Here is a 26,968-nt window from a genome sequence, read left to right as displayed (position 1 = left end):
GCACGGGTAAGCACGTGGCCCGGCGTCGCGGCCGTGCCACACCTCGCACTTTTGTAGGATGGCAATTGAATAGTTTCTAGCGTGTGTGTACGCTTGTGACCAATCGGCAGGTAGTCGTAACTGATTCGGCGGGGACTTCTCGACACAGAGAGGCCCCGGGTGTTGATGCTGGCCGAGATCCGGCAGCGCTGCGCAGAATCGCAGGAGTCGTCGTTGAGTTTTTTGAAAAGCAGCACCGCCCCGGTGCTCGCCATGGATACCGCGCTACCTTTGATGCGCAATGCGCTTGAGCACGCCATGGCCTTGATCGACACCGTCGGGCCGTCCGAGGGTGACCCGTTTCATGTGGTCCAGCAACTGGAGCTGGTGGCTGATCTGCTCAGGCAGCAAGGCAGCGCGTCGATGCGCGAGGGGGCTGACCTGCTGAGCCATGCCCTGGTTGTGCCGCGGCATCAGCAAACCGAGTTGTGGCGCTACGGCCTGCTGATGACGCTGCAGCGCCTGGCGGGGCAATTGCCGGCCGACGACGTCAGCACGGACAACGTGAGGCCCGCGGTTCGCCATCCCTCTTCGACCACCGATGCAGCCCACACAGCCGCCTTCGGCATTGAGCGTGGCCTGACGCGTGCCTTCATGGCCGGCTCCGAAGGCATGCTGCTGGCCAGCCCGGACGGGCGCATTCACCACGCCAACCACACGGCAGAGCAGTTGCTGGGCTGGGCGCCGGGCGCCTTGAATGGCGTGTCACTGTGGAGCCTGATGACGGCCGACGTGCAGGTTCGGTGGCAGCCGGCGGGTGTTGATGCTCTAGCGGCAGGCGCATCGCACCCGCTGGTCGCCCGCAACGCGGTGATGCCGCTGAAGCGCGCCGATGGCTCCGTGCTGATGGCCTACGGCCTGGTGCAGCACCTGCCACCCCACGGGCAGGAGCCGGGCATGGTGTTCGCGAGTTTTCATGACCACACCGAGGCCATCGCCCAGCTGGAAGACCTGCGCCGTGCCGCGCTGCGGGCCGAGGCGGCGCAGCGGGCCGGGCAGGGCGCCTTGTCGCAGGTCAGCCATGAGCTGCGCACCCCGCTGCACGCGGTGCTGGCCTTCGCCAGCCTCGTCGAGAACCAGGTGACCGATGCCCGCCAGCGTGAGCACATGGCGCAGATTCTTCGGGCCGGCCGCCACATGCTGGCGCTGGCCAACGACCTGCTCGATGTGGCCCGCCTTGAAAGCGGCCACCTGCCCATCAAGCTGCAGCCCGTGAATGTGGCGCAGCAGGTGAGCCAGTGTTTCCAGATGCTGGGTCCGGCTGCCGAAGGGCACCCGCTGCTCATGTATGTGCCTGACACCGTCAGCGTGGTGGCCGATGGCACCCGGCTGAAGCAGGTTCTGCTCAACCTGCTGTCGAACGCGCTGCGCCACAACCGCGCGCCCGGCCATGTCGAGGTGCATGCCTGGCAAACCGGCGGGCGCTGCCGCATTGCCGTGAGCGACGCCGGCACCGGCTTGCCCGAAGGTGCCCAGGACAGACTCTTCCAGCCCTTCGCCCGCCTGCACAACAGCCACGACCAAGGCACCGGCCTGGGCCTGCACATCAGCCGTGAGCTGGTGCAGCGCATGGGCGGCGAGATCGGCGTCAACTCCGTCCCCGGCGAAGGTTGCTGTTTCTGGGTCGACCTGCCCATGCCCACCCCCCTGCATGCCTGATAATGCGCGGCTGTTCACGGAGGGCCGTTAGCTCAGTTGGTTAGAGCAGAGGACTCATAATCCTTTGGTCGTTGGTTCAAGTCCAACACGGCCTACCAAGTGAATAGAAGGGTTGCGGGGTGCCCACTGCGCGGCCACCCGCCGCCTCTCCTCCGCGAGGCTCATCACGGAGTCAGCCTGACCGATGCACCCGTGCTGGCGGTTCCCCCAAGTGCCCTCGGCACCCGGCCACTTCGTGCCAACTACCCCACCGTTTTCATCTCCGCCCAGCGTGACATGAGCCACACGGTGCCCAGTCCGGCCCTCAAAGCCAGCCAGCCCCGCTGTATTAGACTGCCGGGTTTTCCGTCTGGAGCCTGCCTTCGCCATGGCGCAAGACGCATCCCTCGCAAGCCTGAATGGTTCGGCCCTGGTGGGCCTGCTCAAGCAGCTTTCATTATTTGACGCCTCGGTGGCCGCCCCTTCCTTTGCCGACGGCATGAGCCGGTGGCTGGGCTGGACGGAAGCGGGCGCCTTGTTCGCCGCGCTTCATGGCGGGCTGGAGCCTGCGCCGGCCGGCACCAAGGTGCTGGATGCGGCGAAAGCGGCGCAGGCGGTGTCGCGCCTGCAGGCGGTGTTCGAGCAGTCGATCCGGGACGAGCCCTTGCTGCGCGGGGGGCAGAAGCCTGCCGGCCTGCGCGCCTTGCCGGCCTCGGCCGCCGTGCTGCGTCTGGATGACAGCGACGTGGCGCCGTATCGGCAGCGATATGCGGCCATCCAGCAGAACATGGACATGGCGCTGGACGGGCTGCGCAGCCAGCTGCGTGCCTCATTGGCGCACCGGGGCGGCGTGTCTGCCCGGCTGGCCGCGCTGGACGCGGTGATGGCGCAGGTGGCCGGCGCGCATGAGCGCCAGTTGCTGTCGATGATGCCGCTGCTGGTGGAGCGGCACTTCGACCGGCTGCGCAGTGCCGCAGCACGCAGTGAGGCTGCTGTTGAAGAAGCCCGATGGGGCGTGGTTTTTCGCCAGGACATGCAGCGCTTGCTGCACGCCGAACTGGCATTGCGGCTGATGCCGCTGCAGGGCCTGCTGGAGGCGCTGCAACACCCAGAACAACACACAGATGAACGACGCAAAGAAGAACAATCCTCCGGTGTCTGACACGCCATCCGCCCGCGCGCCCGTGGATGCCCGTCGCACCACGCGCTGGGCCTTGCTGGTGGCCTATGCCCTGGGCGCGCTGGTGGCCCTGTGGGTGTCGGCCGGCTACGTCAGGCAGCCGTTTGCGCTGGGCATGACGCTGCTGATCGTGGTGTTCTACAGCGTCGGCGCGCTGGAGCTGCGCCGCGCTTGGCAAGACACCGCCCGGCTCGACGGCGCCCTCGCGCTGGCGGCTGCACCAGTGCAAGACCTGGCCGCCTGGCTGGCAGCTGTGCCGGTCTCGCTGCGCCACGCCGTGCGCCTCCGGGTGGAAGGTGAACGCGTGGGCTTGCCCGGTCCGTCGATGACGCCGTTTCTGGTCGGCCTGCTGGTGCTGCTGGGCATGCTGGGCACCTTCCTGGGTATGGTGGCCACGCTGGGTGGCACGGGCGCTGCGCTTGAAGCCACGACCGATCTGAAGGCCATGCGTGACGCGCTGGCCGCGCCCGTCAAGGGCCTGGGTCTGGCCTTTGGTACCTCGGTGGTGGGTGTGGCCACCTCGGCCATGCTGGGTTTGATGTCGGCGCTGGTGCGGCGTGACCGCCAGCGCGCACAGGCCGCGCTGGACGCGGCGATTGCCACCACGCTGCGCCCGTTCGGCCGCGCCCATCAGCGTGAAGCGATGCTGGCGCTGATGCAGCAGCAGGCCGCGCAGATGCCTGAGCTGCTGGCCCAGATGCCCGCGCTGCTCAACCAGATGCAGACCGAGCTGCAGGGCATGACCCGGTCGTGGCTGGGTGAGATGCAGTCGCTGATGACGACGGTGCAATCGCAGGCCCGCCAATCGGCCGAGCAACTCGCGGCCGAGCAGGCCCGCTTCCATGCCCAGGCCGCTGACAGCTACCAGGCGCTGGCCGCATCGGTTGGCACGTCGCTGCAGGCCAGCCTGGGCGAAAGCGCCCGGCAGGTCAGCGCCACGCTGCAGCCGGTGGCTGAAGCCACGATGGCCGGCATCACCCGCGAAACCGCCGCGCTGCATGAGCGCATCGTCGAGCAGGTGGGCCGCCAGATCGAGGGCATTTCCACGCGCTTTGATGAACGCGCCGCAGCGCTGGTGGAACGGGTGGCCAGCAGCCACCTGGCGCTGCAGGCCGACCTGGTCGGCGCCGCCGACATCGTAGCCCGCGAAAGCGCCACGCTGCATGAGCGTGTGGCGGGCAGTGTGGGTGAGCAGCTGTCGGCGGTGGCCACTCGGCTGGATGCGGCGGTGGCCGGTGTATCCACCACCTGGCAAGGCGCGCTGGCCCAGCAAGAGCGCAACAGCGAACAGCTGCTGCAGCAGGTGCAACGTGTGCAGGCCGATGCCGGCGCGCATTTCGATCGCCAGTCGGGCGCCTTGCTGGGTGCCTTGGCGCAATCACACGAGCAACTGCAAACCGAGCTGGCCGCGCGCGACACCCAGCGCCTGGCCACCTGGCAGCAATCGCTGGAAACCATGGCCAGCTCGCTGCAACGCGAGTGGCAGCAAGCCGGTGCGGCCAGCCTGAGCCAGCAACAGCAGATCTGCCAGACGCTGGAAGCCACGGCACGCAGCATCACGGCCGAGGCACAAGCCCATGCGCGAGGCACCATCAGCGAGGTGTCGCGCCTGGTGACGCTGGCCGCTGAAGCCCCGCGCGCCGCCGCCGAAGTGGTGGCCGAGCTGCGCGAGAAATTGTCAGACAGCATGGTGCGTGACCAGGCCATGCTGGAAGAGCGCAACCGCTTGATGGGCACCTTGTCGACCCTGCTTGACGCCGTGCAGCGCGCCTCCACCGAGCAACGCCAGGCGATCGATGCGCTGGTGCAGTCGACGACGGACGGCCTGGCGCTGGCCACCACCCGTTTCGCCAGCCAGGTCGATGCCGAGGCCACGCGCCTCGACAACGTGGCCGCGCAGCTGGCCGGCAGCGCCGTGGAAGTGGCCAGCCTTGGCGAGGCCTTTGGCGCGGCGGTGCAGGTGTTCCAGCAAGGCAGCCAGCAGCTGGTGGGCCACCTGGAACGTGTGGACACGGCCCTGGGCCAGTCGATGACTCGCAGCGATGAGCAACTGGCGTACTACGTGGCGCAGGCCCGTGAGGTGATCGACCTCAGCATCATGTCGCAGAAGCAGGTGGTGGAAGACCTGCAGCGCATGGCCAGCCAGCAGCGCGCGGCAGGTACCGTGGCCACCAACGCAGGCCCGGCAGCATGAGCATCGATGAGCTGGACGCCGGCGCCGACAACGGCGAGGCGGGCGTGCCCGTCTGGGCCGTGTTTGGGGATTTGATGGCGGGCTTGCTGGGCGCCTTCGTGCTGATCCTGGCGTGCTCGCTCGGCGTGCAGTTGCAGCTCAGCATCGAGCTGGATGCCGAAGTGAGCAAGCGCCAGGCGGAAGAGCAACGCCGCACTGCGCTGGAGAAGGCCCTGGCCATTCCGCTGGCCGATGGTCGCGTCACGCTGCGCGATGGCCGTATCGGCATCAGCAACAGCGTGCTGTTCGCGGCCGGCTCTGACCAGCTGCAAGGCGAGGGCGTGCAATTGCTCAAGAGCCTGGCTGCACCGCTGACCGCCTACCTCGGTGCGCGCGACGAAATTCTGATGGTTAGCGGCTTCACCGATGACCGCCTGGTGCGCGACGGCAGCAAGCAGATGGCCGACAACTGGGAGCTCTCCGCCCGCCGCGCCTTGACCGTGACCCGTGCGCTGATCGACGCCGGCCTGCCGTCGTCGTCGGTGTTCGCGGCGGCCTTCGGCTCCGAGCAACCGGTGGCGTCTAACGCCGATGCCAAGGGCCGGGCCATGAACCGCCGGGTCGAGATCACTCCGACCCCGAAGCCCATCGTGCCCAAGGGGCAGCAGCCGGCATGAACATGCTGGCGTCATCAGCGCAACCGACGGTGCCCGTGGCGCCTGCGGTGCCGCTCGTGCCCGCGCTCACCATCGCGGTTGATCGCATCAGCGCGCTGGAAGCGGCCGGTGCTGCCACGGCAGACCCGGTGCGCTGGCGCCTCATCACCGCCATGGCGCGTCGCGCCCACACGCAACCTGATGCGGTGCAGCGCTTGCTCGCACAACGGCTGCATGTGCTGCTGAACGAACTGCCTGACCCTGCTTTGCAAGGCGTGGCCAGCAGCACGGTCGCAGCCAAGCCGCTGCGCCCAAGCAGCCCGCAAGGTCCATTGGCTGGGCTGCTGGCCACATTGGCCGGTGGCACTCCCGTAGAAGAAGTCGCGCATCACGCGGCATTGCCCGCCGCCCATCCCGGCGCCTCAGCGCCAGCGCAGGCATCGCGCGCCGCCTACCCGGCCGCCAACCTGCCCGAACTGAAAACCGTGCAGCTCTTTCGCAGCACCTGGTCGCGCCTGGGGGTCGAGCAGCGCTTGTCGCAGGCCTTGGCCAAGGTGCCTGAGAACGCCGGCCCGCTCAACACCCAGCGCCTGCTCAACCAGGCCCTGACGCTGATGAACCAGACCGCACCCGGCTACCTGGAGCACCTGCTCAACCAGGTGGACGCGCTGCTCTGGCTGGAGCAGGCCAGTGGCATGGCGCCGCCGGAACGCAAGGCCGGCAACCGGCGCGGCTGAACGCAGCCCGGCCAGAGCCCCTTGAAAGGCTTTGGAAAATAAAACCGGCGCTGCCCGGGCGAGGGGCGTACACTGCGCCCACAGACATGCACAAGACCGTTTCCTCAAGGTCTTGCTCTACTTCCACCTTCTGCCGGCGTGCAACGCACGCCCCAGCTGGTCGGCCCAGGTGATTGCTTCCCCCGGTTTGAACTTTCTTGAGTGTCTCTGTCCAGACAGGTGCGTGTGCGCCGGTCTGGTGGCTTTTCTTTTTCACTCAACAAGGATTCATCCATGAGTACGCAATTCGGCATCGTGAAGTGGTTCGACGACGGCAAGGGCTTTGGTTTCATCGCTCCTGAAGACGGTTCCAAGGACCTGTTCGCCCACCACAGCGAAATCAAGAACGGCGGCGGTTTCCGCAGCCTGCAGGAAAACCAGCGCGTTGAATTCGAGGTCAAGCAAGGCCCGAAGGGCGCGCAAGCTGCCAACATCCGCCCGGTGTAAGCACCCAGCTTGGCCTACGGGCCGGCTCGCGGAAACCGCCACTTCGTGTGGCGGTTTTTTTTTGCCTGTGGCGCAAGTTTCCCTGACTTAAGGCACGGCCTGCGAGGCCGATATCCCGTGAACCTGACAAAGGTTGCTGCGCCCTGCGCGGCGCCTGCAGCACGGAAGATCGCCATGAGCCACGCCCTTGACCGCCGCCGCCGCACCTTCCTCCACCGGGCCACAGCCACAGTGGCGAGCCTGCCCTGGGCCGCCCAGGCTTGGGCCACGGGTGCGCCCGTGCGCATCGGCATGACCGCCGAGCTCAAGATGGCCAGCAGCACCAGCGACGACGCCATCCGGCTCGGGGTGGAGCTGGCCATTGAAGACATCAACGCCGCCGGCGGCGTGCTCGGTGGCCGGCCCTTGCAGCTGGAGCTGCGCGACGACCGCAGCGTGCCCAGCCGGGGCCTGGAAAACTTCCGCGAGCTGGCCGCCATGCCCGACCTGATCGCCGTGCTCGGCAGCCGTTTCAGCCCGGTGCTGGTGGAAATGGGCAACCAGGCAGCTGCCTTGCAATGCCCGGTGTTCAGCCCCTGGGCTGCCGCGAACACGGTGCTCGATGCCAAACGGCAGCCGGACTGGGCCTTCCGCGTGTCGCTGAACGACACCTGGGCGATGAGTGCGCTGCTGCAGGCCGCGCAGGCCGACGGCCACCAGCGCATGGGCTTGCTGGCCCCCAACTCCGGCTGGGGCCGCAGTTGCCTGGCGGCCACGGAGGCGCGCATGGGCCAGTTGAAGGGCACCCAGCTCCAGCTGTTGCCGGTGCGCTGGTACAACTGGGGCGGCGAGACCTCGATGGTCGAGCATGTGGCTGCGCTCAAGCAGGCCGGCATGCAAGCCCTGCTGCTGGTGGCGAACGAGCCGGAAGGCGTCGTGCTGTGCAAGGAGCTGCTGGCGCTGCCCGCCAATGTGCGCCCGCCCATCTACAGCCACTGGGGCATTGCCGGCGGTGACTTCCCGAAGCTGGTGGGCGAAGGCCTGCGCGACATCGACCTGCGCGTGGTGCAAACCACCGCGCTGAACATCCAGCGTACCCCGCGTGGGCAAAGCGTGCTGGCACGCGCCGCACAGCGCATGGGTCTGACTGACCCGCTGCGCATGCCCTCGCTGGTCGGTCTGGGCCACGGGTATGACTGCGTGCTCATCCTTCAGCGGGCGCTGGAGCGTGCACGCAGCACCCGGCGCGAGGTCATCCGCGACGCCCTCGAAAACCTCGATCCGATTGACGGCGTGGTGCGGCGCTACGCCCCCGCCTTCACCCGTGAGCGCCACGAAGCGCTGGCCGAGAGCGACGTGCTGCTCGCCCGCTGGGGAGCCGATGGCCGCCTCGGTGCCCTGAAATCCAGGGGCTGATGCAGGCATGAACACCAGGTCGCGGCAGCCCACGCCTGACAGCCTCGCCCATCGGCTGGCTGCGGGGGCACAACGCCTGGTCACGACCGGCGCGTTGCTGATCGGCAGCCTGTCGCTGGTGATGATCGTCTGGCTGCTGCTGCAGCGCTCTGACGCCCAGCTCAGCCGGGTCAGCAGTGAGCTGCAGGCGCAGATGTCGAGCGAGCTGAGCGGACAGCTCAATGGCCTGCATGAGCTGTCCGGCCGCACGCTGGTGCGCAATGCGCTGGTTGACCCCACCGGCCGCACCGCCTACATCATGCCAACGCTCGCCGAGCATCGCCGCGCCCACCCGGGCTTGCGCGCACTCTGGTTGACCGACCACATGGGGCAGGCCCTGGCCGACAACCACATCGTCGACGACGACCAGATGCAGGACCAGACGGCACTGGCGCTGGGGCGGCGCTGCGTGGATGAATCGAAGTACCAGGTTGAACTGGTGCGGCGTGGCGAGCGCTGGCGCCTGCTGGTGGCCTACCCGGTGATCTTCGGCAGCACGGGCACGGTGGAAGGCGCTCTGGTGGGTGAACTCGACCTGAGTGCCTTGCTGGCCCCCGGCCTGGGCAAGTTGCCGGAAGGCTATCGGGGCGTGGTTCAAAGTGGCGATGCCCAGCTGGCGGCGTCTGACACGGCAAGCCGGCGGGAGTTGTCGCTGGCGGCGCCGCTGCAGCTGACCGGCCCGGGCGTGGAAGGCTTCCCCGTGATCACCCTGGCGGTGCACGAAAGCGCGCTGCGCGCGATGGCGCCGGCGTTCTGGATTGGTGGCGCTTACCTCGTGCTCGGTGCGCTGCTGCTGCGCTTCGTGCGGCGCGGCATGGCCACGCTGTCGAGTGAGGCCGTGCAGCCGCTGCAAGCATTGCGAGACGCCGCGGCCACCGTTACCCGGGATGGCCTGGAGGCCGTGCCCCAGTTGCTGCAGGCCGATTTCCAGGGCGGCGGCATCGAGGTGCAGAGCCTGGCGCAGAGCTTCAGCGCCATGCTCCAGCGCCTGCTCAGCGCACAGACCTCGCTGGAGCAGCAGGTGACCGCCCGCACCAACGAGCTGGCGCAGGCCAAGCAGCGCCTGGACAGCACGTTGGCCAGCTTGTCGGACGGCGTGTATGCCCTGAGCATCGACCGCGACCAGCTGCTGTTTGCCAGCCCGCCAGTGGCGCGCCTGCTGGGCCTGGACGCGGACCGCGTGCCCATGGTGCGCGCCACGATGGCTCGGCTGCTCAGCACGGTCGGCCTGGCCGAGCTGGAACAGGCCTTCGAAGCGGCCTGGGTGAACGGCACCGCGGTGGCCAGCTTTTCGCTGCCGGGCGATGCCCAAGGCCCGCGCTGGATCGAGAACCGGATGACCGTGGTGCGCGACGCCGCAGACCAGCCCATCCGCATCGACGGCATCCTTTCCGACATCACCAGCACCGTGCGTGCCCGCCAGGCCCGCGAACAGGCCGTGGCCGGCATGAAGCTGCGTGACCGCGCGCTGGTGGCCACCGGCAACGGCGTGCTCATCATGGCCTTGCAGCCGGGTGGCGCCAAGGCCGTGTACGCCAACCCGGCGCTGGCCCACATCACCGGCGCACCGATCGATGAGCTGCTGCGATCCGATGCCATCACCCTGCAGAACCAGGTGGTGGGCGGTGACATGTCCGAGGCCATGCGCGAGTGCGTGCTCGGCCTGCGCGATGTACGCATGACCACGCGCGTGCGCCGCAAGGACGGCGAGCTGATGTGGTGCGAGGTCACCATCAGTCCGATGATGGACGCGCCCGAAGACACCCTGCCGGGCGCGCGGCGCTGGGTTCACCATGTGGTGCTGGTGATCGACGATGTGACCGAACGCCGCCGCCAGAAGGAGCTGCACCGCCGCGTCATCGAGTCGATCAACGAAGTGATCTTCCAGACCGATGCACTGGGCGTGTGGACCTACCTGAACCCGGCCTGGGAGCGCATCACCGGCCGACCTGCGTCGCAGATGCTCGGCACCGCCTTCCTCGACGCGCTCTGGCCCGCTGACCGTGCGCGCGGCCAGGCCCTGGTCGAGCCACTGCTGCGTGGCGAGAAGGATGAAGTTCGCCAGCAGCTGCGCTACCTCACCGCCGACGGCGGCGTGTGCTGGATGCAGGTGCAGGTGCAGCGCCTGCGTGATGACGACGGGCAGCCCGTGGGCTTCAGCGGCACCTTGACCGACATCACCGAGCAGCGCGAAACCGAGGCGGACCTGCGGCTGCGCAACCGCGCGGTGGACGCCAGCAGCAACGGCATCGTGCTGACCGACATCCGCAAGCCGGGCGCCCCGATGGTCTTCATCAATGAAGGCTTTACCCGGCTCACCGGCTACAGCCCGGAAGAAGCGCTGGGCCGCTCTTGTGGTTTCCTGCAGGGCGGCAATACCCAGCAGCCGGGCATCAACGACATCCGCCAGGCGATTGCCCTGGGCGAGCCTTGCCGCGTGGTGCTGACCAACTACCGCAAGGACGGCGCGCGCTTCGACAACGACATCTCGATCGCGCCGGTGCACGACGAAACCACCGGCGAGATCACCCACTACATCGGCGTGCTGAGCGACGTGACGGCGCGGCTGAAGGCCGAGGTGCTGCTGCGCGACCAGTTCGCCCGCCTCGACACCATCTTTGCGCTCAGCCCTGACGGCTTCGTGTCCTTCGATGGTGAGGGGCGCGTGGTCTCTGCCAACCCGGCGTTCGAGCGCCTGACCGGCATCGCCACCAGCGAGGTGATGGGCCTGGCCAGCGACGAGTTCGATGCACAGCTGCTGAATGTGATCGAGCAGCGTGACCCGCCCGGCATGGCGCACTGGCTGTCTGACGTGGAAGACGCTGGCGGCGCCGTGCATGCCGAGGTGCTGGTGCTGCGTGGCCTGCCGCAGAAGGTGGTGGTGTGCAGCCGGCGCGACTGTGATGCACCCAATGTGCGCCAGGTGCTGCACCTGCGCGACATCAGCCGCGAAACCGAAGTGGACCGCATGAAGAGCGAGTTCCTTTCAACCGCCGCGCACGAGCTGCGCACGCCGATGGCCAGCATCCGCGGCTTCTCTGACCTGCTTTTGATGCGCAAGTTTGATGAAGCCCGCACCCGCGACGTGCTGCAGACCATCAACCGTCAGTCGATCTGGCTGACCGACATGATCAACGAGCTGCTGGACCTGGCCCGCATCGAAGCCCGCAAGGGCAAGGACTTCCATCTGGAAGTGACCGAGGTGCGTGAGGTCATCGACGCCGGCGTGAATGCGCTGATGGTGCCGGGCGACACCCGCGAGATCGACCTGGTGCTGCCGCCGCAGATTCCGCCCGTGCGGGTGGACCGGGCCAAGTTCCAGCATGCGCTGACCAACGTGCTCTCGAACGCCTACAAGTACTCGCCCGAGGGCGGCCGCATCACCTTGACCGTGATGCGCCGCGAACACGAAGGGCAGGATCAGGTGGGCGTGAGCGTGCGCGACCGCGGCATCGGCATGTCACCCAGCCACGCGCGGCGCGCCTTCGAGCGCTTCTTCCGCGCGGACACCTCGGGCGCCATTCCCGGCACCGGACTGGGCCTGGCGCTGGTGAAGGAAATCATCGAGCTGCATGGCGGCCAGGTTCAGCTCGACAGCGTGCTGGGCGAGGGCACCACCGTCACGCTGTGGCTGCCGGTGTGTCAGGCTGAGCAGGCGCTGGAACCAGCCCGCGCCACCAGCGGCTGAGCTGGGCGGCTACCCACTCGGGGTCGTCCAGCGGCAGGTCATGCCCGGCAGTCGGGTGCTGGCACATCGGTGTGCCCCAGGCTTGCGCCACGGCGGCTGAGCAGGCCGGATGCACCAGCGCGTCACCCGCACCGTTCAACACCAGCACGGGCATGGCTGGCGCCGTTTGGGGTGCCTTGAAGCGCGCTGCAGCCCACAACTGTCGCATGAGGTTGGCCGGCTGCACCGGGTACTGTGTCTGCAGGCTCACCCAATGAGCCATGGTACGGGCAGCCAAGGCCGGGTTGCGCGCAGCCAGCTGGCTGGTCAGCCGCAGTACGGTGGCTTCACGCTGCTCCACATCGCCCAAACCCACCACGGCCTGCAGCCAGGCGCCCAGCACCGCGCGGGCCGCAGTGGGCCGCAAGCGCATCCAGGGCGGGCTCAAGCCGCGCAGGCTGGTATTGATGAGCGCCGCGCTCTGAACTTCAGCGGGAAACCGGTGCGCCCAGTCGAGAGCCACCATCGCCCCGAGCGACATGGCCACCAGGCGCACCGGGGGGCCTTGTGCCAAGGTTGGGGCCAGTTGCTGGCGCAGCGCGTCGGTCATCGCGCCCACGCGGGTGGGGCTGGTGTCATTCCACAGCATGCCGTTGCCGGGCAGGTCGGGCAGCAGCAAGGCGCCGGGCGCCAGGCTGTGTGCCAGCTGGTCGGCGAAGCCGCCTTGGCCTTGTCCCCAGTGGCCGCTGCCACGCGCCAGGCCGCGCAGAAGAACGCAGGGGGCTTGGCTTGAAGGTGGAGCGACGGGGGTGTTCATGGCCGGGCGCTGCGTGGAATGCGGTACCAGCGGGCCAGCGCCTGCTCATGATGCCGGGCGCGCGTGGCGGCACCTTGCGGCACCCACTGCGCGTGGCTGAGCGCGGCGCGCAGGATGAAGTCGAGCAGCGTGTGCTGGCGGCGCAGTACGCGCTGCTGGCGGTGCTGGATCAGCGGGTTGAAGATGCCGTCGCGGCTGAACATCTGGCGCGGGTTCTTCTTCACCCACAACCATGAGCCCATCTCCAGTGTCAGCGGCAGAAAGATGCGGTCGGGCTGCTGGCGCGAGGCCAGGTACAGGTGGTCCCACAGGTCGCCGTGCGTCAGGTACTGGCGGCTCTGTGGCTCCATCACGTAGGGGTGCTGGGGCAGGCTGCGGTCGAACACCTCGGCCAGCGCATGCAGCTCGGGCAGGTGCTCGATCGGCCGCGCGGTGTGGGCGAACGGGAACCACACCCGGTCGTTCAGGCCGAAGCCGGAGTGGCAATCGACGGTGATGGTGAAGGGCCGCGGCAGCAGCTCGGTTTCGACCAGCCGGCACAGCGCTTCGCTTTCCGGCTGCATCGGCGCCTTCAGCGGGCCGCGGTACCAGGGCAGGTGTGCTGACAGGCGGTGTCCGCCCACCAGCCAGGGCACGCCGGCGCCGGCTTCCACCGGGGCATTGCGCATCAGGTCAACACCGGCCGGGTTCGAGCGGCTGCCCACCAGCAGGCCGCCCGGGTTCACCATCGGCATCACTACCAGCCGCAGGCCTTGCAGCAGGTCTTGCAGCGTGCGGTCCCAGCGCAGGCGCTGCACCAGGCTGTCGATGAAGGACATCACCACATCGCTGCCGATGCGCTCCAGGCCGTGCACGCCGCCGAACAGGCCGACCGCCGGGCAGGCCGGGTCGGGGTTGCCCAGCAGCAGGGCGTGCAGCGGCAGCAGGCGCTGCCCGCTGCGCACCTGCCCCAGCACCCGGTGTTCGATCCACGGCTGGCCGTCTTCCACCAGGCGCAGCAGCGCCCGGTGGTTGGGCAGGTCATGGGCGTCCAGCAGGACGGTGGCTGCGGCGGGCTGGGCCAAGGCGGGTGGACGGCATGGTTGGAAACAGCCAGCCTACCCGCATCTTGTGTCGACGGCGTGTCAGATTTGCACCCGGGTGCCCAGTTCCACCACCGCGTTGTCGGGCAGGCGGAAGTAGGCCACCACGCTGCCGGCGTTGTGGCTCATCACCGAGAACAGCCGCTCACGCCAGGCCGCCATGCCCGAGCCCGGTGTGGCCACCACGCTTTCGCGGCTCAGGAAGTAGCTGGTCTCGAACAGCGGCACGCGCAGGCCCTGGGCTTCACACCCGGCCAGTGCCTCCGGCACGTCCGGCGTTTCCATGAAGCCGAAGTGCAGCGTGATGCGCCAGAAGCCGGGCGCCAGCGACTGCACCTCGGCGCGGCGCTCCGGCGGCACCGTGGGCGTATTGGCAAACCGCACCGTGAGGATGATGTTGCGGTCATGCAGCACCTGGTTGTGCTTCAGGTTGTGCAGCAGCGCCTGGGGCACGGTGTGGGGGTCGGCCACGGCGTACACGGCGGTGCGGTCGGCCCGGTTCATCTGCGTGGTCGAGAGCTGCTCCAGAAATTCAGGCAGGTCCAGCCCGTCTTCACGGATGCTGGCCAGCACCAGCTGCCGGCCTTTGGCCCAGGTGCTCATCAGCAGGAACAGCGCGCAGCCCATGGCCAGCGGGAACCAGCCACCGTCGAAGAATTTCACGGCGCAGCCGGCCACCAGGGCGAGGTCAATGGCCACGAAGAACAGCGTGGCGCCCCAGGCCACCACCGGGTTCATCTTCCAGGCGTGGCGCACCACGAAGAAGGTCAGCACCGTGGTGATCAGCATGGTCACTGTCACGGCAATGCCGTAGGCCGATGCCAGGGCCGACGACGAGCCGAAGCCCACCACCGCCGCCACCACGCCCACCAGCAAGAGCAGGTTTACCATCGGCACATAGATCTGGCCCGAAGCCGTGGCCGAGGTGTGCAGCACCCGCATGCGCGGCAAGAAGCCCAGCTGGATCGCCTGGCGCGTCATCGAGTAGGCGCCCGAGATCACGGCCTGCGAGGCGATGATGGCGGCCAGCGCTGCCAGCACCACCGCGGGAAGCAAGGCGGCCTCCGGGAACATGCGGAAGAAGGGGTTGTCGATGGCTTCGGGGCTGCGCATCAGCAGGGCGCCCTGGCCCAGGTAGTTCAGGGCGAGCGCCGGCATCACCAGGCCCATCCAGGCCAGCTGGATCGGGCGACGGCCGAAGTGGCCCATGTCGGCATACAGCGCCTCGGCGCCCGTCAGGGCCAGCACGATGGCGCCGAGCGCCAGCAGCACATGGCTGCCCTGGGTGTGCAGGAAGCGCACGGCCTCCAGCGGGTTCAGCGCAGCCAGGATGGCGGGCTCTTCAACGATGTGCGAGACGCCGGTCACGGCCAGCGTCAGGAACCACAGCACGATGATCGGGCCGAAGGCGCGGCCCACCATGGCCGTGCCGAAGCGCTGCACCGCGAACAGGGCCACCAGCACCACCACGCTGATGGGCACGACCCAGCTTTGCAGCGACGGCGCCAGCAACTGCAGGCCCTCCACCGCACCCAGCACCGACACGGCCGGCGTGATGATGCTGTCGCCATAAAACAGCGTGGCGCCAAACACACCCAGCAGCAGCAGGCCGCGGCGCAGGGCAGGGCGGTTGCCGACGGCCTGGGCCGCCAGCGCGGTGAGTGCCAGGCCGCCCCCTTCGCCGTGGTTGTGGGCGCGCAGGATGAGCAGCACGTACTTCAGCGTGACCACCAGCATCAAGGCCCAGAAGATGGCCGACACCGCACCGATCAGCCCGGCGCTGTTCAGCGCCACGCCGGTGTGCGGCGCGAACACTTCCTTCATCGTGTAGAGCGGGCTGGTGCCAATATCGCCGTACACCACGCCGATGGCGGCCAGTGTCAGCGCGGCGAGGCCGCCTTGCGGGGTGTGGTCATGGGGAACGGCCGTGGCGCTATGCAGCGGTGTGGACGGAGCCGTGGCGGCGAGGTGTGACATGCGTGCCTGCTGGCAGTGACGATGCCCGGAGCTTCCCGCAGCGGGTATCAGGAACGCATAAGTGAGGCGTCAGTCTGGCGCCACCAGCAGGTAGCCCACACCCGGCTCGGTCAGCAGGCGGCGGGGTTCGGTGGGGTCGGCCTCCAGCTTGGCGCGCAGCTGGCCCATGTAGAGCCGCAGGTACTGCGTCTGTTCGGTGCAGTCGGGCCCCCACACATCGGCCAGCAGCTGCCGGTGCGTCACCACCTGGCCGGCGCTGCGCACCAGCCGGGCCAGCAGCTTGAACTCGGTGGGTGTGAGGTGCAGCGGCGCGCCGTGCAGCAGCACGCGGTGGCTGGGCAGGTCCACCGCCAGGCCGTCTTGCGCGTAGTGCGTGACGGCCGGTTGCAGCTGCCGTCCGCGGTGGCGCCAGGCCACGCGCATGCGCGCCAGCAATTCGCCGACGCTGAAGGGCTTGACGAGGTAGTCGTCGGCGCCGGCGTCGAGCAGGCCGATCTTCTGGCCGTCGTCCTGCCGCGCTGAAATCACGATGATCGGCAGGCCTACCTGCTTGCGCAACGACACCAGCAGCGATTGCCCGTCGCCGTCGGGCAGGCCCAGGTCGAGCACCACCATGTCGGGCAGCGCGGCGTGTTGAAGCAGCGCGCGCGCCTCAGACAAGCTGGCGGCGGTGCGCACCTCATGGCCTTCCACCTGCAGCGCGTGTTTCAGCATCGCGCCCAGCGCGGGGTCGTCTTCCACCAGCAGCACGTGCAGGCTCATGCGGGTCCCTCGGTGTCGGCGTGTGCTTCTGCGCTGGGCGGGGCTGGCGTGTCGGGCACCGGCAACCAGGCCTCGAAGCTGCTGCCACCGTGGGCGCGGGCGCGCAGTTTGAGCGTGCCGCCGTGGGCGGTGGCAATGGCGCGGCACACCGCCAGGCCCACGCCGGCGCCACGGCCTTGCGCGGCTTCGCCCCGCTGGAACACGGTGAAGATCTGGTCGCGTTGCGCGGGCGGCACGCCGGGGCCGCGGTCGCGCACGGCCAGCACCAGCTCGTTGGCTTGCCGGCGCACCAGCAACTCCACCGGCGCTTCCGAAGGGCTGTAGGCCAGCGCGTTGTCGATCAGGTTGTCGAGCAACTGCGCCAGCAGCACGGCGTCGCAGCGCAGCAGCGGCAGGCCGGGCTCCAGCCGGGCGCGCACGCGGCGTTGCGGGTCGCGCTGGCGCACGCGGTTGAGTGCGGCACCCACCATGTCCTCCGCGCTTTCCCAGTCCAGCCGCAGCTGCACGCCGGGGTGGTCTAGCCGGGCCAGTTGCAGGGTGTTGTCGGTCAGTCGGGCGAGTTGCCGGGTCTGGTCATGCACGGTGGTGGCCAGGGTCAGGCGCTGGCCGGGCGAGAGCCGATCGGCCTGCTCGATCAGCGACGACGCAGCGCTCAGGATGGTGGCCAGCGGCGTGCGGTAATCATGCGAGATGGCGGCCAGCAGCGCGTTGCGCACGCTCTGCGACTGGGCCTGTTCACGGGCCTGCTGTTCCGCCTGGGTGGCCTGGGCATGGGCCAGGTGCGCGCCCAGTTGGTCGCACAGGCTTTGCAGGTGTACCCGCAGTGCTTCCTGCTCGGCCGGCGGCAGCAAGGTCAGCGTCGGGTGGCTGATGCGGCTGGCGCCGTGGCTGTTCTGGCGTGCGCGCCACGGCAGGTACCAGGCGGGCTGGGCGTCGTGCCAGCCGGTACCCGGCCCCATGGCGCGCGATTGGCGCAGGCACAGCCACAGGCCTTCGCGGCTGTCGGCTTCCTGGTGGTGCAGGTGGGTGGTGTCCAGGCCGCTGTCGTCGTTGCTGCGCGGCAGGGTGCCCAGCAGGCGGATGCTGCTGATGCGCGCCTCAATCCCGAGCGTTCCGCGGATGCGGTCATGCAGGGCTTCGGTCAGGCTGGCCAGGTCGGCTTGCGGGCTGTCACGCAGGGCGGTGGCCCAGTCGCGCGCCTGCTCGGCATGGTCGGCCAGACGCTGGGCCTGCAGCGCGCGGCGGCGCAGGCTGGCCAGCAAGGTGGCAATCACCAGGTTCACGCCCAGCATGGCGCCGAGCAGCACACCGTGCTGGGGCAGCTGCACCCCGAAAGAGCCACGCGGCGGCACCAGCGCCCAGTTGAAGGCCACCATGGCCGCCGTACTCGCCAGCATCGACGCCCACAGCGGCAGGCACAGCGCGCTGAGCGCCGAGCACAGCACCACCAGCATGGCGAGGTTGGCGATGTCCACATGGCCGTCCAGCGCGGCCAGGGCCACGGCGGTCAGGGCCCAGAGCGCAGCGGCCAGCAAGGCCGGCAGGCCCCGCCATGGGCCCGGGCCTGCAACATGGCTCAGTGTGGTGCTTGAAGACATGCGGCCACGATACCAAGGTCGGCATCAGGATCGCATCAGCAACACACTCAGAAGTCTTCGGTGTCGACTTCGGTCTGGTTGATGCTGTTGTATCGCGCACCGGCCGCGGCGTTGGACGGCATCAGCGCGTCGAGCTTCGCCATCTGGGCGGCCGACAGATTCACCGCCAAGGCGCCCAGGTTCTCGGAGAGATGCTCTGCGCTGGTCGTGCCCGGGATCGGGATGATGTGCGGCGCGCGGTGCAGCAGCCAGGCCAGCGAGAGCTGGGCGAGGCTGCAGCCGGCCTCGGCCGCCACTTCGCGCAGGCCGTTCAGCAGCGCCAGGTTGGTGGCGTGGTTGCCCGGCGTGAAGCGCGGCATGGCGCGGCGGATGTCTTTCGCGTCGAGGCCGTCGACGCTGCCGAGCGTGCCCGGCAGAAAGCCGCGCGCCAGCGGGCTGAAAGCCACGAAGGCCACGCCCAGGTCGCGGCAGGCATCGAGCACCGCAATTTCCGGGTTGCGCGTCCACAGCGAATACTCGGTCTGCAGCGCCGTGATCTGGAACTCGGCATTCGCGCGGCGCAGCGTGGCCGCCGACACCTCGCTCAAACCCACGCTGCGGATCTTGCCGGCGTGCACCAGATCACCCAGCGCACCCACCGATTCCTCGATCGGCACCTGCTTGTCCCAGCGGTGCAGGTAGTACAGGTCGATGACGTCGGTCTGCAGGCGCCGCAGGCTGTCTTCGCAGGTGGCGCGCAGGGTGGCCGGGCGGCCGTCGATGACGCGCCGAATGCCGTCACTGAACTGCACGCCCTGCATGCCGCACTTGCTGGCCAGCACGAACTTCTGCCGGTGCTTGGCCAGCACCTGGCCCACCAGCGTCTCGTTCGCACCGAAGCCGTAGAGCGCGGCGGTGTCGAACAACGTGACGCCCTCATCCAGCGCTTGCAGCAGCAGCCGCTCGGCCTGCTCGAAGGCCGGTGGCTGGCCGTAGGCGTGGCTGAGGTTCATGCAGCCCAGCCCGATGGGGCTGACCTGGAACGGGCCGAGGGTGCGGGTGCTGCTCATGGGTGTTGCTTCCGGGGGCTGCTGGCTCAGGCGGCGAGCTGCTGCTCAAGGCTGTGCAGCACCTGATAGCACGGCAGCACCTGGGCCAGGCTGCTGTTGGGCTCGCGGCCTTCGCGGATGGCGGCGAAGAACTCGCGGTCCTGCAGCTCGATGCCGTTCATCGACACGGCCACGTTCGACACGTCGATCTTCTCTTCCTTGCCGGTGAACAGATCGTCGTAGCGGGCGATGTAGGTCGCGGTGTCGCCGATGTAGCGGAAGAAGGTGCCCAGCGGGCCGTCGTTGTTGAACGACAGGCTCAGCGTGCAGATCGCGCCGTTGGCGGCCTTGAGCTGGATGCTCATGTCCATCGCGATGCCCAGCGTCGGGTGGATCGGGCCTTCGATGGCGTTGGCCTTCACCACCGGGCTGCCGCACTGGTAGGCGAACAGGTCGACCGTGTGCGCGGCGTGGTGCCACAGCAGGTGGTCGGTCCAGCTGCGCGGCTGGCCCAGCGCATTCATGTTGGTGCGGCGGAAGAAGTAGGTCTGCACATCCATCTGCTGGATGTTGAATTCGCCGGCCTTGATCTTGTTGTGCACCAGCTGGTGGCTGGGGTTGAAGCGGCGCGTGTGGCCGCACATGGCCACCAGGCCGCTTGCAGCCGCCACCTTCACGGCTTCTTCACCGTCAGCCAGTACGTCGCACAGCGGAATTTCCACCTGCACATGCTTGCCAGCCTTCAGGCAGGCCAGGGTCTGGCTGGCGTGCATCTGCGTGGGCGTGCACAGGATGACCGCGTCAACTTCCGGCAGGGCCAGGGCATCGGCCAGGTCGGTCGTCACGTGGCCGATGCCGTACTTGGCGGCCACTTCGCGGGTCTTTTCCAGATCGCGGCTGATCAGCGAGACCACTTCCACGCCGTCGATGTTCTTGATGCCGTCCAGGTGCTTGATGCCGAAGGCACCCGCGCCGGCCAGGGCCACGCGGATCGGGCCTTGGTGGGCTTGTTGCTTGCTCATGTCAGTTGTTCTCCAGAATCAGGTGGCCCACGGCGGTGTTGCTGGCGGGCACATGGTAGAAGCGGTGACGCACGGTGGGCTTCGGCCCGCCGTTCACGTCGGCCATCGCGCCACGCGCAATCAGCCACATCACCAGCTCGATGCCTTCAGAGCCGGCTTCGCGCACATAGTCGATGTGCGGAGTGGCGGCGGCAGCGGCCGGGTCGTCGATCAGCTTGTCGAGCCAGGCGTTGTCCCAGTCACGGTTGATCAGGCCGGCCCGCGGGCCTTGCAGCTGGTGCGTCATGCCGCCCGTGCCCCAGATCTGAACGTTCAGGTCGGCATCGAATGATTCGACCGCCTTGCGGATGGCCTGGCCGATCTGGAAGCAGCGCTTGCCGCTGGGCACCGGGTACTGCACCACGTTCACGGCGAAGGGGATGACCGGGCAGGGCCAGGCTTCGGGCTGGCCGCACATCAAGGACAGCGGCACGGTCAGGCCATGGTCCACGTCCATCTTGTTGACGATGGTCAAGTCGAAGTCGTCCTGGATGACGGACTGCGTGATGTGCGCGGCCAGCTCGGGGTGGCCTTGCACCACGGGCACCGGGCGCGGGCCCCAGCCTTCGTCGGCGGGCTTGAACTCGGCGGCGCAGCCGATGGCGAAGGTCGGGATCAGCTCCAGGCTGAAGGCCGTGGCGTGGTCGTTGTAGACCAGGAAGATCACGTCGGGCTTGTTGTCCTTCATCCACTGCTTGCTGGGCTCGTAGCCGGCGAACAGTGGTTGCCAGTAGGGCTCGTGGGCCTTGCCGAGGTCAATGGCCGCGCCGATGGCCGGCACGTGCGAGGTATAGACGGATGCGGTGATGCGCGCCATGTCAGTGGTCTTTCAGCTTGCGGGCCTGGCCTTGCGGCTGGTTCTGGGGTTGGGCGTCGCCGTTTTCGCCGAGGTAGCGGTTGCCCTCGATCGAGCGGCCGCCGGCCAGCATCATGGCCATGTACTCTTCCTGGGTCATGCCGGTCATCGTGGCGGCCATGTACTGGAAGCTCTTGCCGTCGGTGGCGCCGATCTTGGCGAGGAAATAGATGTTTCCGCCGGCCGCGATGCAGCGGTTCAGGTCCCGCGTGAGCACGCCTTGCTTCTGCTCTTCGGTCATCGGCCACTCGTCGAGGTAGGCCCGCTCGTCGGCCTTGAAGCGCTCGCGGTTCTCCGCCTTCATCAGGCTCATGCAGAACTGGTTCAGGTGGTAGCCCTTGCGGCTCTGCTCGGCATCAAAGATCGTGGTGCCGGGGATGTCGAGGTACGGTTTGTCGAGGGCCATGGTCAGCCTTTCTGTTCTTCTGGCCAGTACAGGCGCAGTGGGTTGCTCACCAGCAGCTGTTGCTGCCGCTCTGCCGTGGTGGCGATGTGCGGAATGAAGTCGACCAGCAGGCCGTCATCGGGCATGTGGTCCTTCAGGTTCGGGTGCGGCCAGTCGGTGCCCCACAGCACGCGGTCGGGGAATTCTTCCACCACGCGGCGGGCGAACGGGCTCACGTCGGTGTAGGCGTTCTGCTCACCGTTCAGGGCCTTCGGGCCCGTGACGGACAGACGCTCCGGGCAGCTGACCTTGCTCCACACATTCGGGTGCTGTCGCATGAACTTCAGGAACAGCTCGAACTCCGGACCGTCGACCGGCTTGCTGGTGTCGGGACGGCCCATGTGGTCGACCACCACCGTGGTGGGCAGCGCGGTGAAGAAGTCCCACAGCTCGGGCAGGTCCACCGCTTCAAAGTAGATGACCACGTGCCAGCCCCACTTGGCGATACGGCTGGCGATTTCCAGCAGCTCGTCCTTGGGCGTGAAATCAACCAGGCGCTTGACGAAGTTGAAGCGCACGCCACGTACGCCGGCGTCGTGCATGGCCTGCAACTCGGTGTCGCTGATGCTGCGGCGCACGGTGGCCACACCACGGGCGCGGCCGTTGCTGTTCGCCAGCGCATCGAGCAGGGCGCGGTTGTCGGCGCCGTGGCAGGTGGCCTGCACCACCACATTGCGGTCGAAGCCAAGGTGATCACGCAGCGCGAACAGCTGCTCGCGTGAGGCGTCACACGGCGTGTACTTGCGCTCAGGTGCATACGGGAACGCCGCCCCGGGGCCGAAGACATGGCAATGCGCATCAACGGCGCCAGCGGGCACCTGGAAGCGCGGCTTGCTCGGGCCGGTGTACCAGTCCAGCCAGCCGGCAGTCTTGGTGAAATCGCCGCTGACGGGCTTGTTGTTGTCTTGGCTCATGGGGAGGCGTCCTGGATGCAGTGGGGGGTCAGTCGAGCGAGGCCTTGGCGCGCTTGATGACGTCGGCGTACTTCACGGATTCGGAAGCGATGTAGGCGGTGAACTGCGCACGGGTGGCCGGGAAGGCTTCGTAGCCGAAGGTGGCGTAACGGTCCTTCATGTCCGGCTCAGCCAACGCGGCGTCGATGTCCTTCTGGATCTTCTCGGCCACGTCCTTGGGCAGGCCCTTGGGTGCGGCGATGGTGGTCCAGCCGGTCATCTCGTAGCCGGCCGGGCCGCCCGATTCGGCGACGGTGGGCACATCCGGGAAGGCCGGGTGGCGCTTCGGTGCGGTCACGGCGATGAACTTGATCTTGCCCGAGCGTTGCAGCGGGCCGGCGGTGGCCAGGCTGCCGAGGGCGAAGTCGAGCTCACCGTTGGCCACGGCGGCGTACAGCATCGACGTTTCCTTGTAGGCGATGTGCAGCATCTCGGTGTTGGTCATCGACTCCAGCAGCGCCGAGCCCAGGTGCACCGGGTTGCCGATCGACCACGAGCCGTAGTTCAGCTTGCCGGGGTGCGCCTTGGCGTCGGTGAGGATGTCGCCGACCGTCTTGTACTTGCTGCCCGAGCCCACGCCGACGAAGAAGTAGGTGCGGAAGAGCGGCGCGATCGGATCGAAATCCTTGACCGGGTCGTAGGGCAACTTCTTGAACAGATGTGGGTAGGCGACCAGGTGGACGTTGTCGAGCTGGATCAGGTCGTAGCCATTGGTGTCGCCACGCTTGAAGGCGTCGATGGCGATGAAGCCGTTGCCGCCCGGCTTGTTCTCGACGATGACCGGCTTGCCCCACTTCTTCTGCAGCTTTTCAGCCAGCACGCGCACCACGGCTTCGGGGCCTGCACCGGCCGGGAAGGGGGTGATGATGCGCACGGGCTTGTCGGGCCAGGTCGCGGCGGTTTGCGCCGAGGCGGTGCCGGTCAGCACGGTGAGGGCGGCCAGCGCAGCGGCGGCCAGGGTCTTGAGAGCGTTCATGGAGTCTCCTGGAAGAAACGGGGAAGGGCCCCTGTTGGCGGGCCGCTCGGGCAGCCTGGTCGGCTGTCGGCGTCCTCTTGTTCTGGTTGAAGAATCTGGTGTGTGCTTCGCGCGGCGTGCGCTGATCAGTCGATGTACTTCAGGCCGGCCTTTTCGAGCGGCTCGCGCATCTTGTACATGTCGAGGCCCAGCACGCCGGCCGCCAGCTTGGCGCGCTTCTCGCCTTCAAAGCTCTCGCGGTGTTCGGCTGCATCGGCCACTTGCTGGGCGATGGCGGCGGGCACCACCACCACGCCGTCAACATCGGCAATCACCACGTCGCCGGGGTTGACCACCGCGCCGGCGCACACCACGGGCACGTTCACCGAGCCCAGCGTGGCCTTGATCGTGCCCTTGGCGTTGATGGCCTTGGAGAACACCGGGAAGCCCATGCGCTCCAGCTCCTCCACGTCGCGCACGCCGCCGTCGATGATCAGGCCCTTGGCGCCGCGCGCCTGGAAGCTGGTGGCCAGCAGGTCGCCGAAGAAGCCGTCTTCGTTGTCGGTGGTGCAGGCGGCCACGGCCACGTCACCGGGCTGCAGCTGCTCGGCGGCCACGTGCATCATCCAGTTGTCGCCGGGTTGCAGCAGCACGGTCACGGCGGTGCCGCAGATCTTGGCGCCGCTGTAGACCGGGCGCATGTAGGGCTTCATCAGGCCGACGCGGCCCATGGCCTCGTGGATGGTGGCCACGCCGAAGCGCGAGAGCTTTTCAACGGCGGCGGCATCGGCGCGGGTGATGTTGCGCTTGACGATGCCGAGCTGGTTCATGGGCAGGTTCATGGTGGTGCTGTGCGGTGAATGGTTGACGACGTGGCGGTGGTCAGGCGCTCGGGCGCTCAGAGGCCCTTGGCCTTGAGGGCGGCGTCCAGACGCGGAAAGACGCGGCGGGCATTGCCTTCGAACACCTGGAAGCGCTCTTCGTCGGTCAGGTTGGCGGTGGCCGCCACGTAGCGGCGGGTGTCGTCGTAGTAGTGACCGGTCTCGGGGTCGATGCCGCGCACGGCGCCGATCATTTCCGACGCGAACAGGATGTTCTTCACCGGGATCACCTTGGTCAGCAGGTCAATGCCCGGCTGGTGGTACACGCAGGTGTCGAAGAAGATGTTGTTCAGCAGGTGGTCCTGCAGCAGCGGCTTCTTGAGCTCTTGCGCCAGGCCACGGAAGCGGCCCCAGTGGTAAGGCACTGCGCCGCCACCGTGCGGGATCAGGAACTTCAGCGTCGGGAAGTCCTTGAACAGATCCGAGGTCAGGCACTGCATGAAGGCCGTGGTGTCGGCGTTCAGGTAGTGGGCGCCGGTGGTGTGGAAGCAGCTGTTGCAGCTGGTGCTCACGTGGATCATCGCCGGGATGTCGTACTCGACCATCTTCTCGTAGATGGGGTACCAGTGGCGGTCGCTCAGCGGCGGGCTGGTCCAGTGGCCGCCCGACGGATCCGGGTTCAGGTTGATGCCGACATTGCCGTATTGCTCGACGCACTTCACCAGCTCGGGGATGCAGGTGGCCGGGTCCACGCCGGGCGACTGCGGCAGCATCGCGGCCGGAATGAAGTGGTCGGGGAACAGCTCGCTGACGCGGAAGCACAGCTCGTTGCAGATGGCGGCCCAGGTGGCGGAGGTGTTGAAGTCGCCGATGTGGTGGGCCATGAAACTGGCGCGCGGGCTGAAGATGGTCAGGTCGCTGCCGCGTTCCTTCATCAGCCTGAGCTGGTTGTTCTCGATGGTCTCGCGCAGTTCGTCGTCACTGATCTTCAGCGAAGACGCGCTCGGCGCCTTCGACGGGTCTTTCAGGCTGGCGATCTGCAGGTCGCGCCAGGCGCCCAGGGCGGCCGGGGCGGTGGTGTAGTGGCCGTGCACGTCGATGATCATGGGTGTCTCCTCAAGGGCTTGTCTGTGTGGGTTGGCGCGGCGCGCGCCTGAATGGGCTCAGGCCGGCGTCATGCCTTGCCGTTGTTTGGCGGGCGCGCTGGCGTCTGAATGCAGGTAGGCGAGCAGGGCGGCGGCAGCGTCTGGCTGGCTGGCCTGCACGCCGATGGCTGCACTGAAGGTGGTGGTGATCTGGATGTCGTCAGGCAAGGGGCCGACGATGGTGATGCCTTCGACGTGGATCAGCTCGCTGAGCTGCTGAAAGCCCAGTGCCACCTCGCCCCTGGCCACCAGCGAGCCGACCGGCACGCCCGGCGGCGGGGTGATCAGCCGCGGTTTGATCTCAGTCGCAATGCCCCAGCGCTCGAACAGCGCAGCCAGGGCCACGCCGCTGGGGCCGGTGGAATAACTCAGGCTGGGCGCGGCCAGCACGGCGGCGCGCACGGCGGCTTCGTTCGACAGATCCGGCAATTGCGCGCCGGCCGGCACGGCCATGGCCACGCCGGAGTGCACCAGGTCGGTCTTGCTGCCCGCCACCAGGTGGCCGGCGGCGATCAGCTTGTCGATGGCGTCGGAGGCGAGCACCACCACGTCGAAGGCTTCACCGGCCTGCACGCGCTTGGCGGCGTCCACACCGCCCACCGATTCGATGGCAACGGCCTGACCCGTGGCCGCGGTGTGCGCGGCGGTCAGCTCTGCCAGCAGGGGCCGGGTGGCCATCGAGGAGATGCCGCGGATCGCAGGAGTGGTCATGAATGGCTCGTGGGTGGAACGAGCGCATTCTGGAGGGCAGCTCCCATGCCTGCTAGGGCATGAATCAACTAGCAGCTATAACAAGGTGGCATGGCTGACGGGGCTCCCGCCCCGCCCCGCCGTGGCCATGCCGGATGTTCAGCGCTCGGCCAAGGCCTTTTCGATGGCGCTGACCATGGTCTTGCTGCCGGGTTCGGTCATGCTGCCGAAGGCGGTGGCCTTGTTGCCGCTGCGGTCGATCAGGTACTTGTGGAAGTTCCAGCTCGGGGTGTCGCCGGTCATCGTGGCCAGCTGCTTGAACATCGGGTTAGCCGCCGAGCCCTTGACGCTGGACTTGCTCAGCATCGGGAACTTCACGCCGTAGGTGTTGAAGCAGAACTCGGCAATGTCCTTGTCCTTGCCGGGCTCCTGGCCGCCAAAGTCGTTCGACGGAAAGCCCAGCACCACCAGACCCTGGCTGCTGTACTTGGCATACAGCGCCTCCAGCCCTTCGTACTGCTTGGTGAAGCCGCAGTAGCTGGCCGTGTTCACCACCAGCACCACCTTGCCGGCGTACTGGCACATGTTCTGGGGCGCTTCGTCCTGCAGGCGCTTGAAGCTGTGCTGCAGCACGGCCGGGCAGCTGCCAGCGGCGGCGGGGGTGGCGGGCTTGGGCGGGGCGGCCGGCGTGGCTTGGGCCAGGGCGGCGCTGGAAAGCACCCACGCCAACAGCGGAGTGAGCACGGTGGCTTGAATCATGCGGTTCAT

23 protein-coding genes and 1 tRNA gene are annotated in these 26,968 nt (G+C 67.9%); 9 read left to right on the top strand and 15 right to left on the bottom strand.

The genetic code is table 11. From position 1 onward, the window contains the following. Window positions 1-213 precede the first annotated feature (213 nt). From AACH00_RS03320 to AACH00_RS03280, 9 genes are all read left to right on the top strand, one after another. On the top strand, window positions 214-1,698 hold the full coding sequence (locus tag AACH00_RS03320; RefSeq protein WP_341397537.1) for a sensor histidine kinase: 1,485 nt from the start codon (window positions 214-216) through the stop codon (window positions 1,696-1,698). Between the two features lie 21 nt (window positions 1,699-1,719). Beyond that, window positions 1,720-1,796 (top strand) — tRNA-Ile (locus tag AACH00_RS03315). A 269-nt stretch (window positions 1,797-2,065) separates the two neighbouring features. After that, window positions 2,066-2,839, top strand: coding sequence for a DUF3348 family protein (locus tag AACH00_RS03310; protein ID WP_341397536.1), 774 nt, complete (start codon window positions 2,066-2,068; stop codon window positions 2,837-2,839). Beyond that, a complete protein-coding gene (locus AACH00_RS03305; RefSeq protein WP_423221885.1) occupies window positions 2,832-5,051 on the top strand; it encodes a DUF802 domain-containing protein in 2,220 nt (739 codons plus the stop codon). Before AACH00_RS03310 ends, AACH00_RS03305 begins: the two co-directional genes overlap by 8 nt. Then, entirely contained in the window at window positions 5,048-5,707 is a 660-nt protein-coding gene (locus AACH00_RS03300; protein WP_341397535.1) for an OmpA family protein, read from the top strand. Before AACH00_RS03305 ends, AACH00_RS03300 begins: the two co-directional genes overlap by 4 nt. After that, on the top strand, window positions 5,704-6,423 hold the full coding sequence (locus AACH00_RS03295) for a DUF2894 domain-containing protein (RefSeq protein WP_341397534.1): 720 nt from the start codon (window positions 5,704-5,706) through the stop codon (window positions 6,421-6,423). Before AACH00_RS03300 ends, AACH00_RS03295 begins: the two co-directional genes overlap by 4 nt. A 273-nt stretch (window positions 6,424-6,696) precedes the next feature. Further along, window positions 6,697-6,909: a cold-shock protein gene (locus tag AACH00_RS03290; RefSeq protein WP_341397533.1), complete on the top strand. Its 213-nt coding sequence runs from the start codon at window positions 6,697-6,699 to the stop codon at window positions 6,907-6,909. A 174-nt stretch (window positions 6,910-7,083) separates the two neighbouring features. After that, a complete protein-coding gene (locus tag AACH00_RS03285) occupies window positions 7,084-8,304 on the top strand; it encodes an ABC transporter substrate-binding protein (RefSeq protein ID WP_341397532.1) in 1,221 nt (406 codons plus the stop codon). A gap of 7 nt (window positions 8,305-8,311) precedes the next feature. After that, window positions 8,312-12,031, top strand: coding sequence for a PAS domain S-box protein (locus tag AACH00_RS03280; protein ID WP_341397531.1), 3,720 nt, complete (start codon window positions 8,312-8,314; stop codon window positions 12,029-12,031). Here the strand turns inward: AACH00_RS03280 and AACH00_RS03275 are convergent. The 15 genes from AACH00_RS03275 to AACH00_RS03205 form a co-directional block, all read right to left on the bottom strand. Further along, complete coding sequence (locus AACH00_RS03275; protein ID WP_341397530.1) at window positions 11,964-12,827, bottom strand: alpha/beta fold hydrolase; 864 nt, start codon at window positions 12,825-12,827, stop codon at window positions 11,964-11,966. The two genes, AACH00_RS03280 and AACH00_RS03275, sit on opposite strands and share 68 nt — an antisense overlap. Then, window positions 12,824-13,891: a M14 family zinc carboxypeptidase gene (locus AACH00_RS03270; protein WP_341397529.1), complete on the bottom strand. Its 1,068-nt coding sequence runs from the start codon at window positions 13,889-13,891 to the stop codon at window positions 12,824-12,826. Before AACH00_RS03270 ends, AACH00_RS03275 begins: the two co-directional genes overlap by 4 nt. Before the next feature lie 60 nt (window positions 13,892-13,951). Further along, a complete protein-coding gene (locus AACH00_RS03265) occupies window positions 13,952-15,886 on the bottom strand; it encodes a potassium transporter Kup (protein WP_341397528.1) in 1,935 nt (644 codons plus the stop codon). Between the two features lie 69 nt (window positions 15,887-15,955). Next, window positions 15,956-16,648, bottom strand: a complete 693-nt coding sequence (locus AACH00_RS03260) for a response regulator (RefSeq protein ID WP_341397527.1) — start codon at window positions 16,646-16,648, stop codon at window positions 15,956-15,958. Beyond that, window positions 16,645-18,246 carry an ATP-binding protein gene (locus AACH00_RS03255; protein WP_341397526.1) on the bottom strand — a complete coding sequence of 534 codons (1,602 nt, stop codon included), beginning with the start codon at window positions 18,244-18,246 and terminating at the stop codon, window positions 16,645-16,647. The genes AACH00_RS03260 and AACH00_RS03255 overlap by 4 nt, the downstream gene beginning before the upstream one ends. 47 nt (window positions 18,247-18,293) lie before the next feature. Further along, the gene (locus AACH00_RS03250; RefSeq protein WP_341397525.1) at window positions 18,294-19,295 is read right to left on the bottom strand and encodes an aldo/keto reductase; all 1,002 of its coding nucleotides are present in this window, start codon (window positions 19,293-19,295) and stop codon (window positions 18,294-18,296) included. Window positions 19,296-19,321: 26 nt separating this feature from the next. Beyond that, window positions 19,322-20,296 (bottom strand): Gfo/Idh/MocA family oxidoreductase, encoded by a 975-nt coding sequence (locus AACH00_RS03245; RefSeq protein ID WP_341397524.1) that lies wholly within the window; start codon window positions 20,294-20,296, stop codon window positions 19,322-19,324. 1 nt (window position 20,297) lies between these two features. After that, window positions 20,298-21,152, bottom strand: coding sequence for a class III extradiol dioxygenase subunit beta (locus tag AACH00_RS03240; RefSeq protein WP_341397523.1), 855 nt, complete (start codon window positions 21,150-21,152; stop codon window positions 20,298-20,300). 1 nt (window position 21,153) lies between these two features. Then, window positions 21,154-21,597, bottom strand: a complete 444-nt coding sequence (gene ligA / locus AACH00_RS03235) for a protocatechuate 4,5-dioxygenase subunit alpha (protein ID WP_341397522.1) — start codon at window positions 21,595-21,597, stop codon at window positions 21,154-21,156. Between the two features lie 2 nt (window positions 21,598-21,599). Next, window positions 21,600-22,550, bottom strand: coding sequence for an amidohydrolase family protein (locus tag AACH00_RS03230; RefSeq protein ID WP_341397521.1), 951 nt, complete (start codon window positions 22,548-22,550; stop codon window positions 21,600-21,602). Window positions 22,551-22,578: 28 nt separating this feature from the next. Further along, entirely contained in the window at window positions 22,579-23,565 is a 987-nt protein-coding gene (locus AACH00_RS03225; RefSeq protein ID WP_341397520.1) for a Bug family tripartite tricarboxylate transporter substrate binding protein, read from the bottom strand. Window positions 23,566-23,690: 125 nt separating this feature from the next. Further along, complete coding sequence (gene ligK, locus AACH00_RS03220; protein WP_479723908.1) at window positions 23,691-24,374, bottom strand: 4-carboxy-4-hydroxy-2-oxoadipate aldolase/oxaloacetate decarboxylase; 684 nt, start codon at window positions 24,372-24,374, stop codon at window positions 23,691-23,693. 68 nt (window positions 24,375-24,442) lie between these two features. Then, window positions 24,443-25,471 carry an amidohydrolase family protein gene (locus tag AACH00_RS03215; RefSeq protein WP_341397518.1) on the bottom strand — a complete coding sequence of 343 codons (1,029 nt, stop codon included), beginning with the start codon at window positions 25,469-25,471 and terminating at the stop codon, window positions 24,443-24,445. Between the two features lie 57 nt (window positions 25,472-25,528). After that, a complete protein-coding gene (locus tag AACH00_RS03210; RefSeq protein ID WP_341397517.1) occupies window positions 25,529-26,221 on the bottom strand; it encodes a substrate-binding domain-containing protein in 693 nt (230 codons plus the stop codon). 138 nt (window positions 26,222-26,359) lie between these two features. After that, window positions 26,360-26,968, bottom strand: coding sequence for a glutathione peroxidase (locus tag AACH00_RS03205; protein ID WP_423221884.1), 609 nt, complete (start codon window positions 26,966-26,968; stop codon window positions 26,360-26,362).

This window comes from Ideonella margarita (assembly GCF_038066635.1).
GTDB lineage: Bacteria > Pseudomonadota > Gammaproteobacteria > Burkholderiales > Burkholderiaceae_C > Ideonella > Ideonella margarita.
The sequence above is the reverse complement of the archived record's forward strand: the minus strand, read 5'-3'. Positions and strand labels throughout refer to the sequence as shown.

What these genes read in the sequence shown, in the direction of transcription:
- AACH00_RS03310 (WP_341397536.1), top strand. Translation starts at nt 2,066, where the DNA reads ATGGCGCAAGACGCATCCCTCGCAAGCCTGAATGGTTCGGCCCTGGTG.
- AACH00_RS03290 (WP_341397533.1), top strand. Translation starts at nt 6,697, where the DNA reads ATGAGTACGCAATTCGGCATCGTGAAGTGGTTCGACGACGGCAAGGGC.
- AACH00_RS03245 (WP_341397524.1), bottom strand. Translation starts at nt 20,296, where the DNA reads ATGAGCAAGCAACAAGCCCACCAAGGCCCGATCCGCGTGGCCCTGGCC.
- AACH00_RS03215 (WP_341397518.1), bottom strand. Translation starts at nt 25,471, where the DNA reads ATGATCATCGACGTGCACGGCCACTACACCACCGCCCCGGCCGCCCTG.
- AACH00_RS03205 (WP_423221884.1), bottom strand. Translation starts at nt 26,968, where the DNA reads ATGAACCGCATGATTCAAGCCACCGTGCTCACTCCGCTGTTGGCGTGG.
- AACH00_RS03295 (WP_341397534.1), top strand. Translation starts at nt 5,704, where the DNA reads ATGAACATGCTGGCGTCATCAGCGCAACCGACGGTGCCCGTGGCGCCT.
- ligA (WP_341397522.1), bottom strand. Translation starts at nt 21,597, where the DNA reads ATGGCCCTCGACAAACCGTACCTCGACATCCCCGGCACCACGATCTTT.
- AACH00_RS03230 (WP_341397521.1), bottom strand. Translation starts at nt 22,550, where the DNA reads ATGAGCCAAGACAACAACAAGCCCGTCAGCGGCGATTTCACCAAGACT.
- AACH00_RS03260 (WP_341397527.1), bottom strand. Translation starts at nt 16,648, where the DNA reads ATGAGCCTGCACGTGCTGCTGGTGGAAGACGACCCCGCGCTGGGCGCG.
- AACH00_RS03275 (WP_341397530.1), bottom strand. Translation starts at nt 12,827, where the DNA reads ATGAACACCCCCGTCGCTCCACCTTCAAGCCAAGCCCCCTGCGTTCTT.
- AACH00_RS03225 (WP_341397520.1), bottom strand. Translation starts at nt 23,565, where the DNA reads ATGAACGCTCTCAAGACCCTGGCCGCCGCTGCGCTGGCCGCCCTCACC.
- AACH00_RS03300 (WP_341397535.1), top strand. Translation starts at nt 5,048, where the DNA reads ATGAGCATCGATGAGCTGGACGCCGGCGCCGACAACGGCGAGGCGGGC.
- AACH00_RS03210 (WP_341397517.1), bottom strand. Translation starts at nt 26,221, where the DNA reads ATGACCACTCCTGCGATCCGCGGCATCTCCTCGATGGCCACCCGGCCC.
- AACH00_RS03280 (WP_341397531.1), top strand. Translation starts at nt 8,312, where the DNA reads ATGAACACCAGGTCGCGGCAGCCCACGCCTGACAGCCTCGCCCATCGG.
- AACH00_RS03250 (WP_341397525.1), bottom strand. Translation starts at nt 19,295, where the DNA reads ATGAGCAGCACCCGCACCCTCGGCCCGTTCCAGGTCAGCCCCATCGGG.
- ligK (WP_479723908.1), bottom strand. Translation starts at nt 24,374, where the DNA reads ATGAACCAGCTCGGCATCGTCAAGCGCAACATCACCCGCGCCGATGCC.
- AACH00_RS03240 (WP_341397523.1), bottom strand. Translation starts at nt 21,152, where the DNA reads ATGGCGCGCATCACCGCATCCGTCTATACCTCGCACGTGCCGGCCATC.
- AACH00_RS03255 (WP_341397526.1), bottom strand. Translation starts at nt 18,246, where the DNA reads ATGTCTTCAAGCACCACACTGAGCCATGTTGCAGGCCCGGGCCCATGG.
- AACH00_RS03265 (WP_341397528.1), bottom strand. Translation starts at nt 15,886, where the DNA reads ATGTCACACCTCGCCGCCACGGCTCCGTCCACACCGCTGCATAGCGCC.
- AACH00_RS03285 (WP_341397532.1), top strand. Translation starts at nt 7,084, where the DNA reads ATGAGCCACGCCCTTGACCGCCGCCGCCGCACCTTCCTCCACCGGGCC.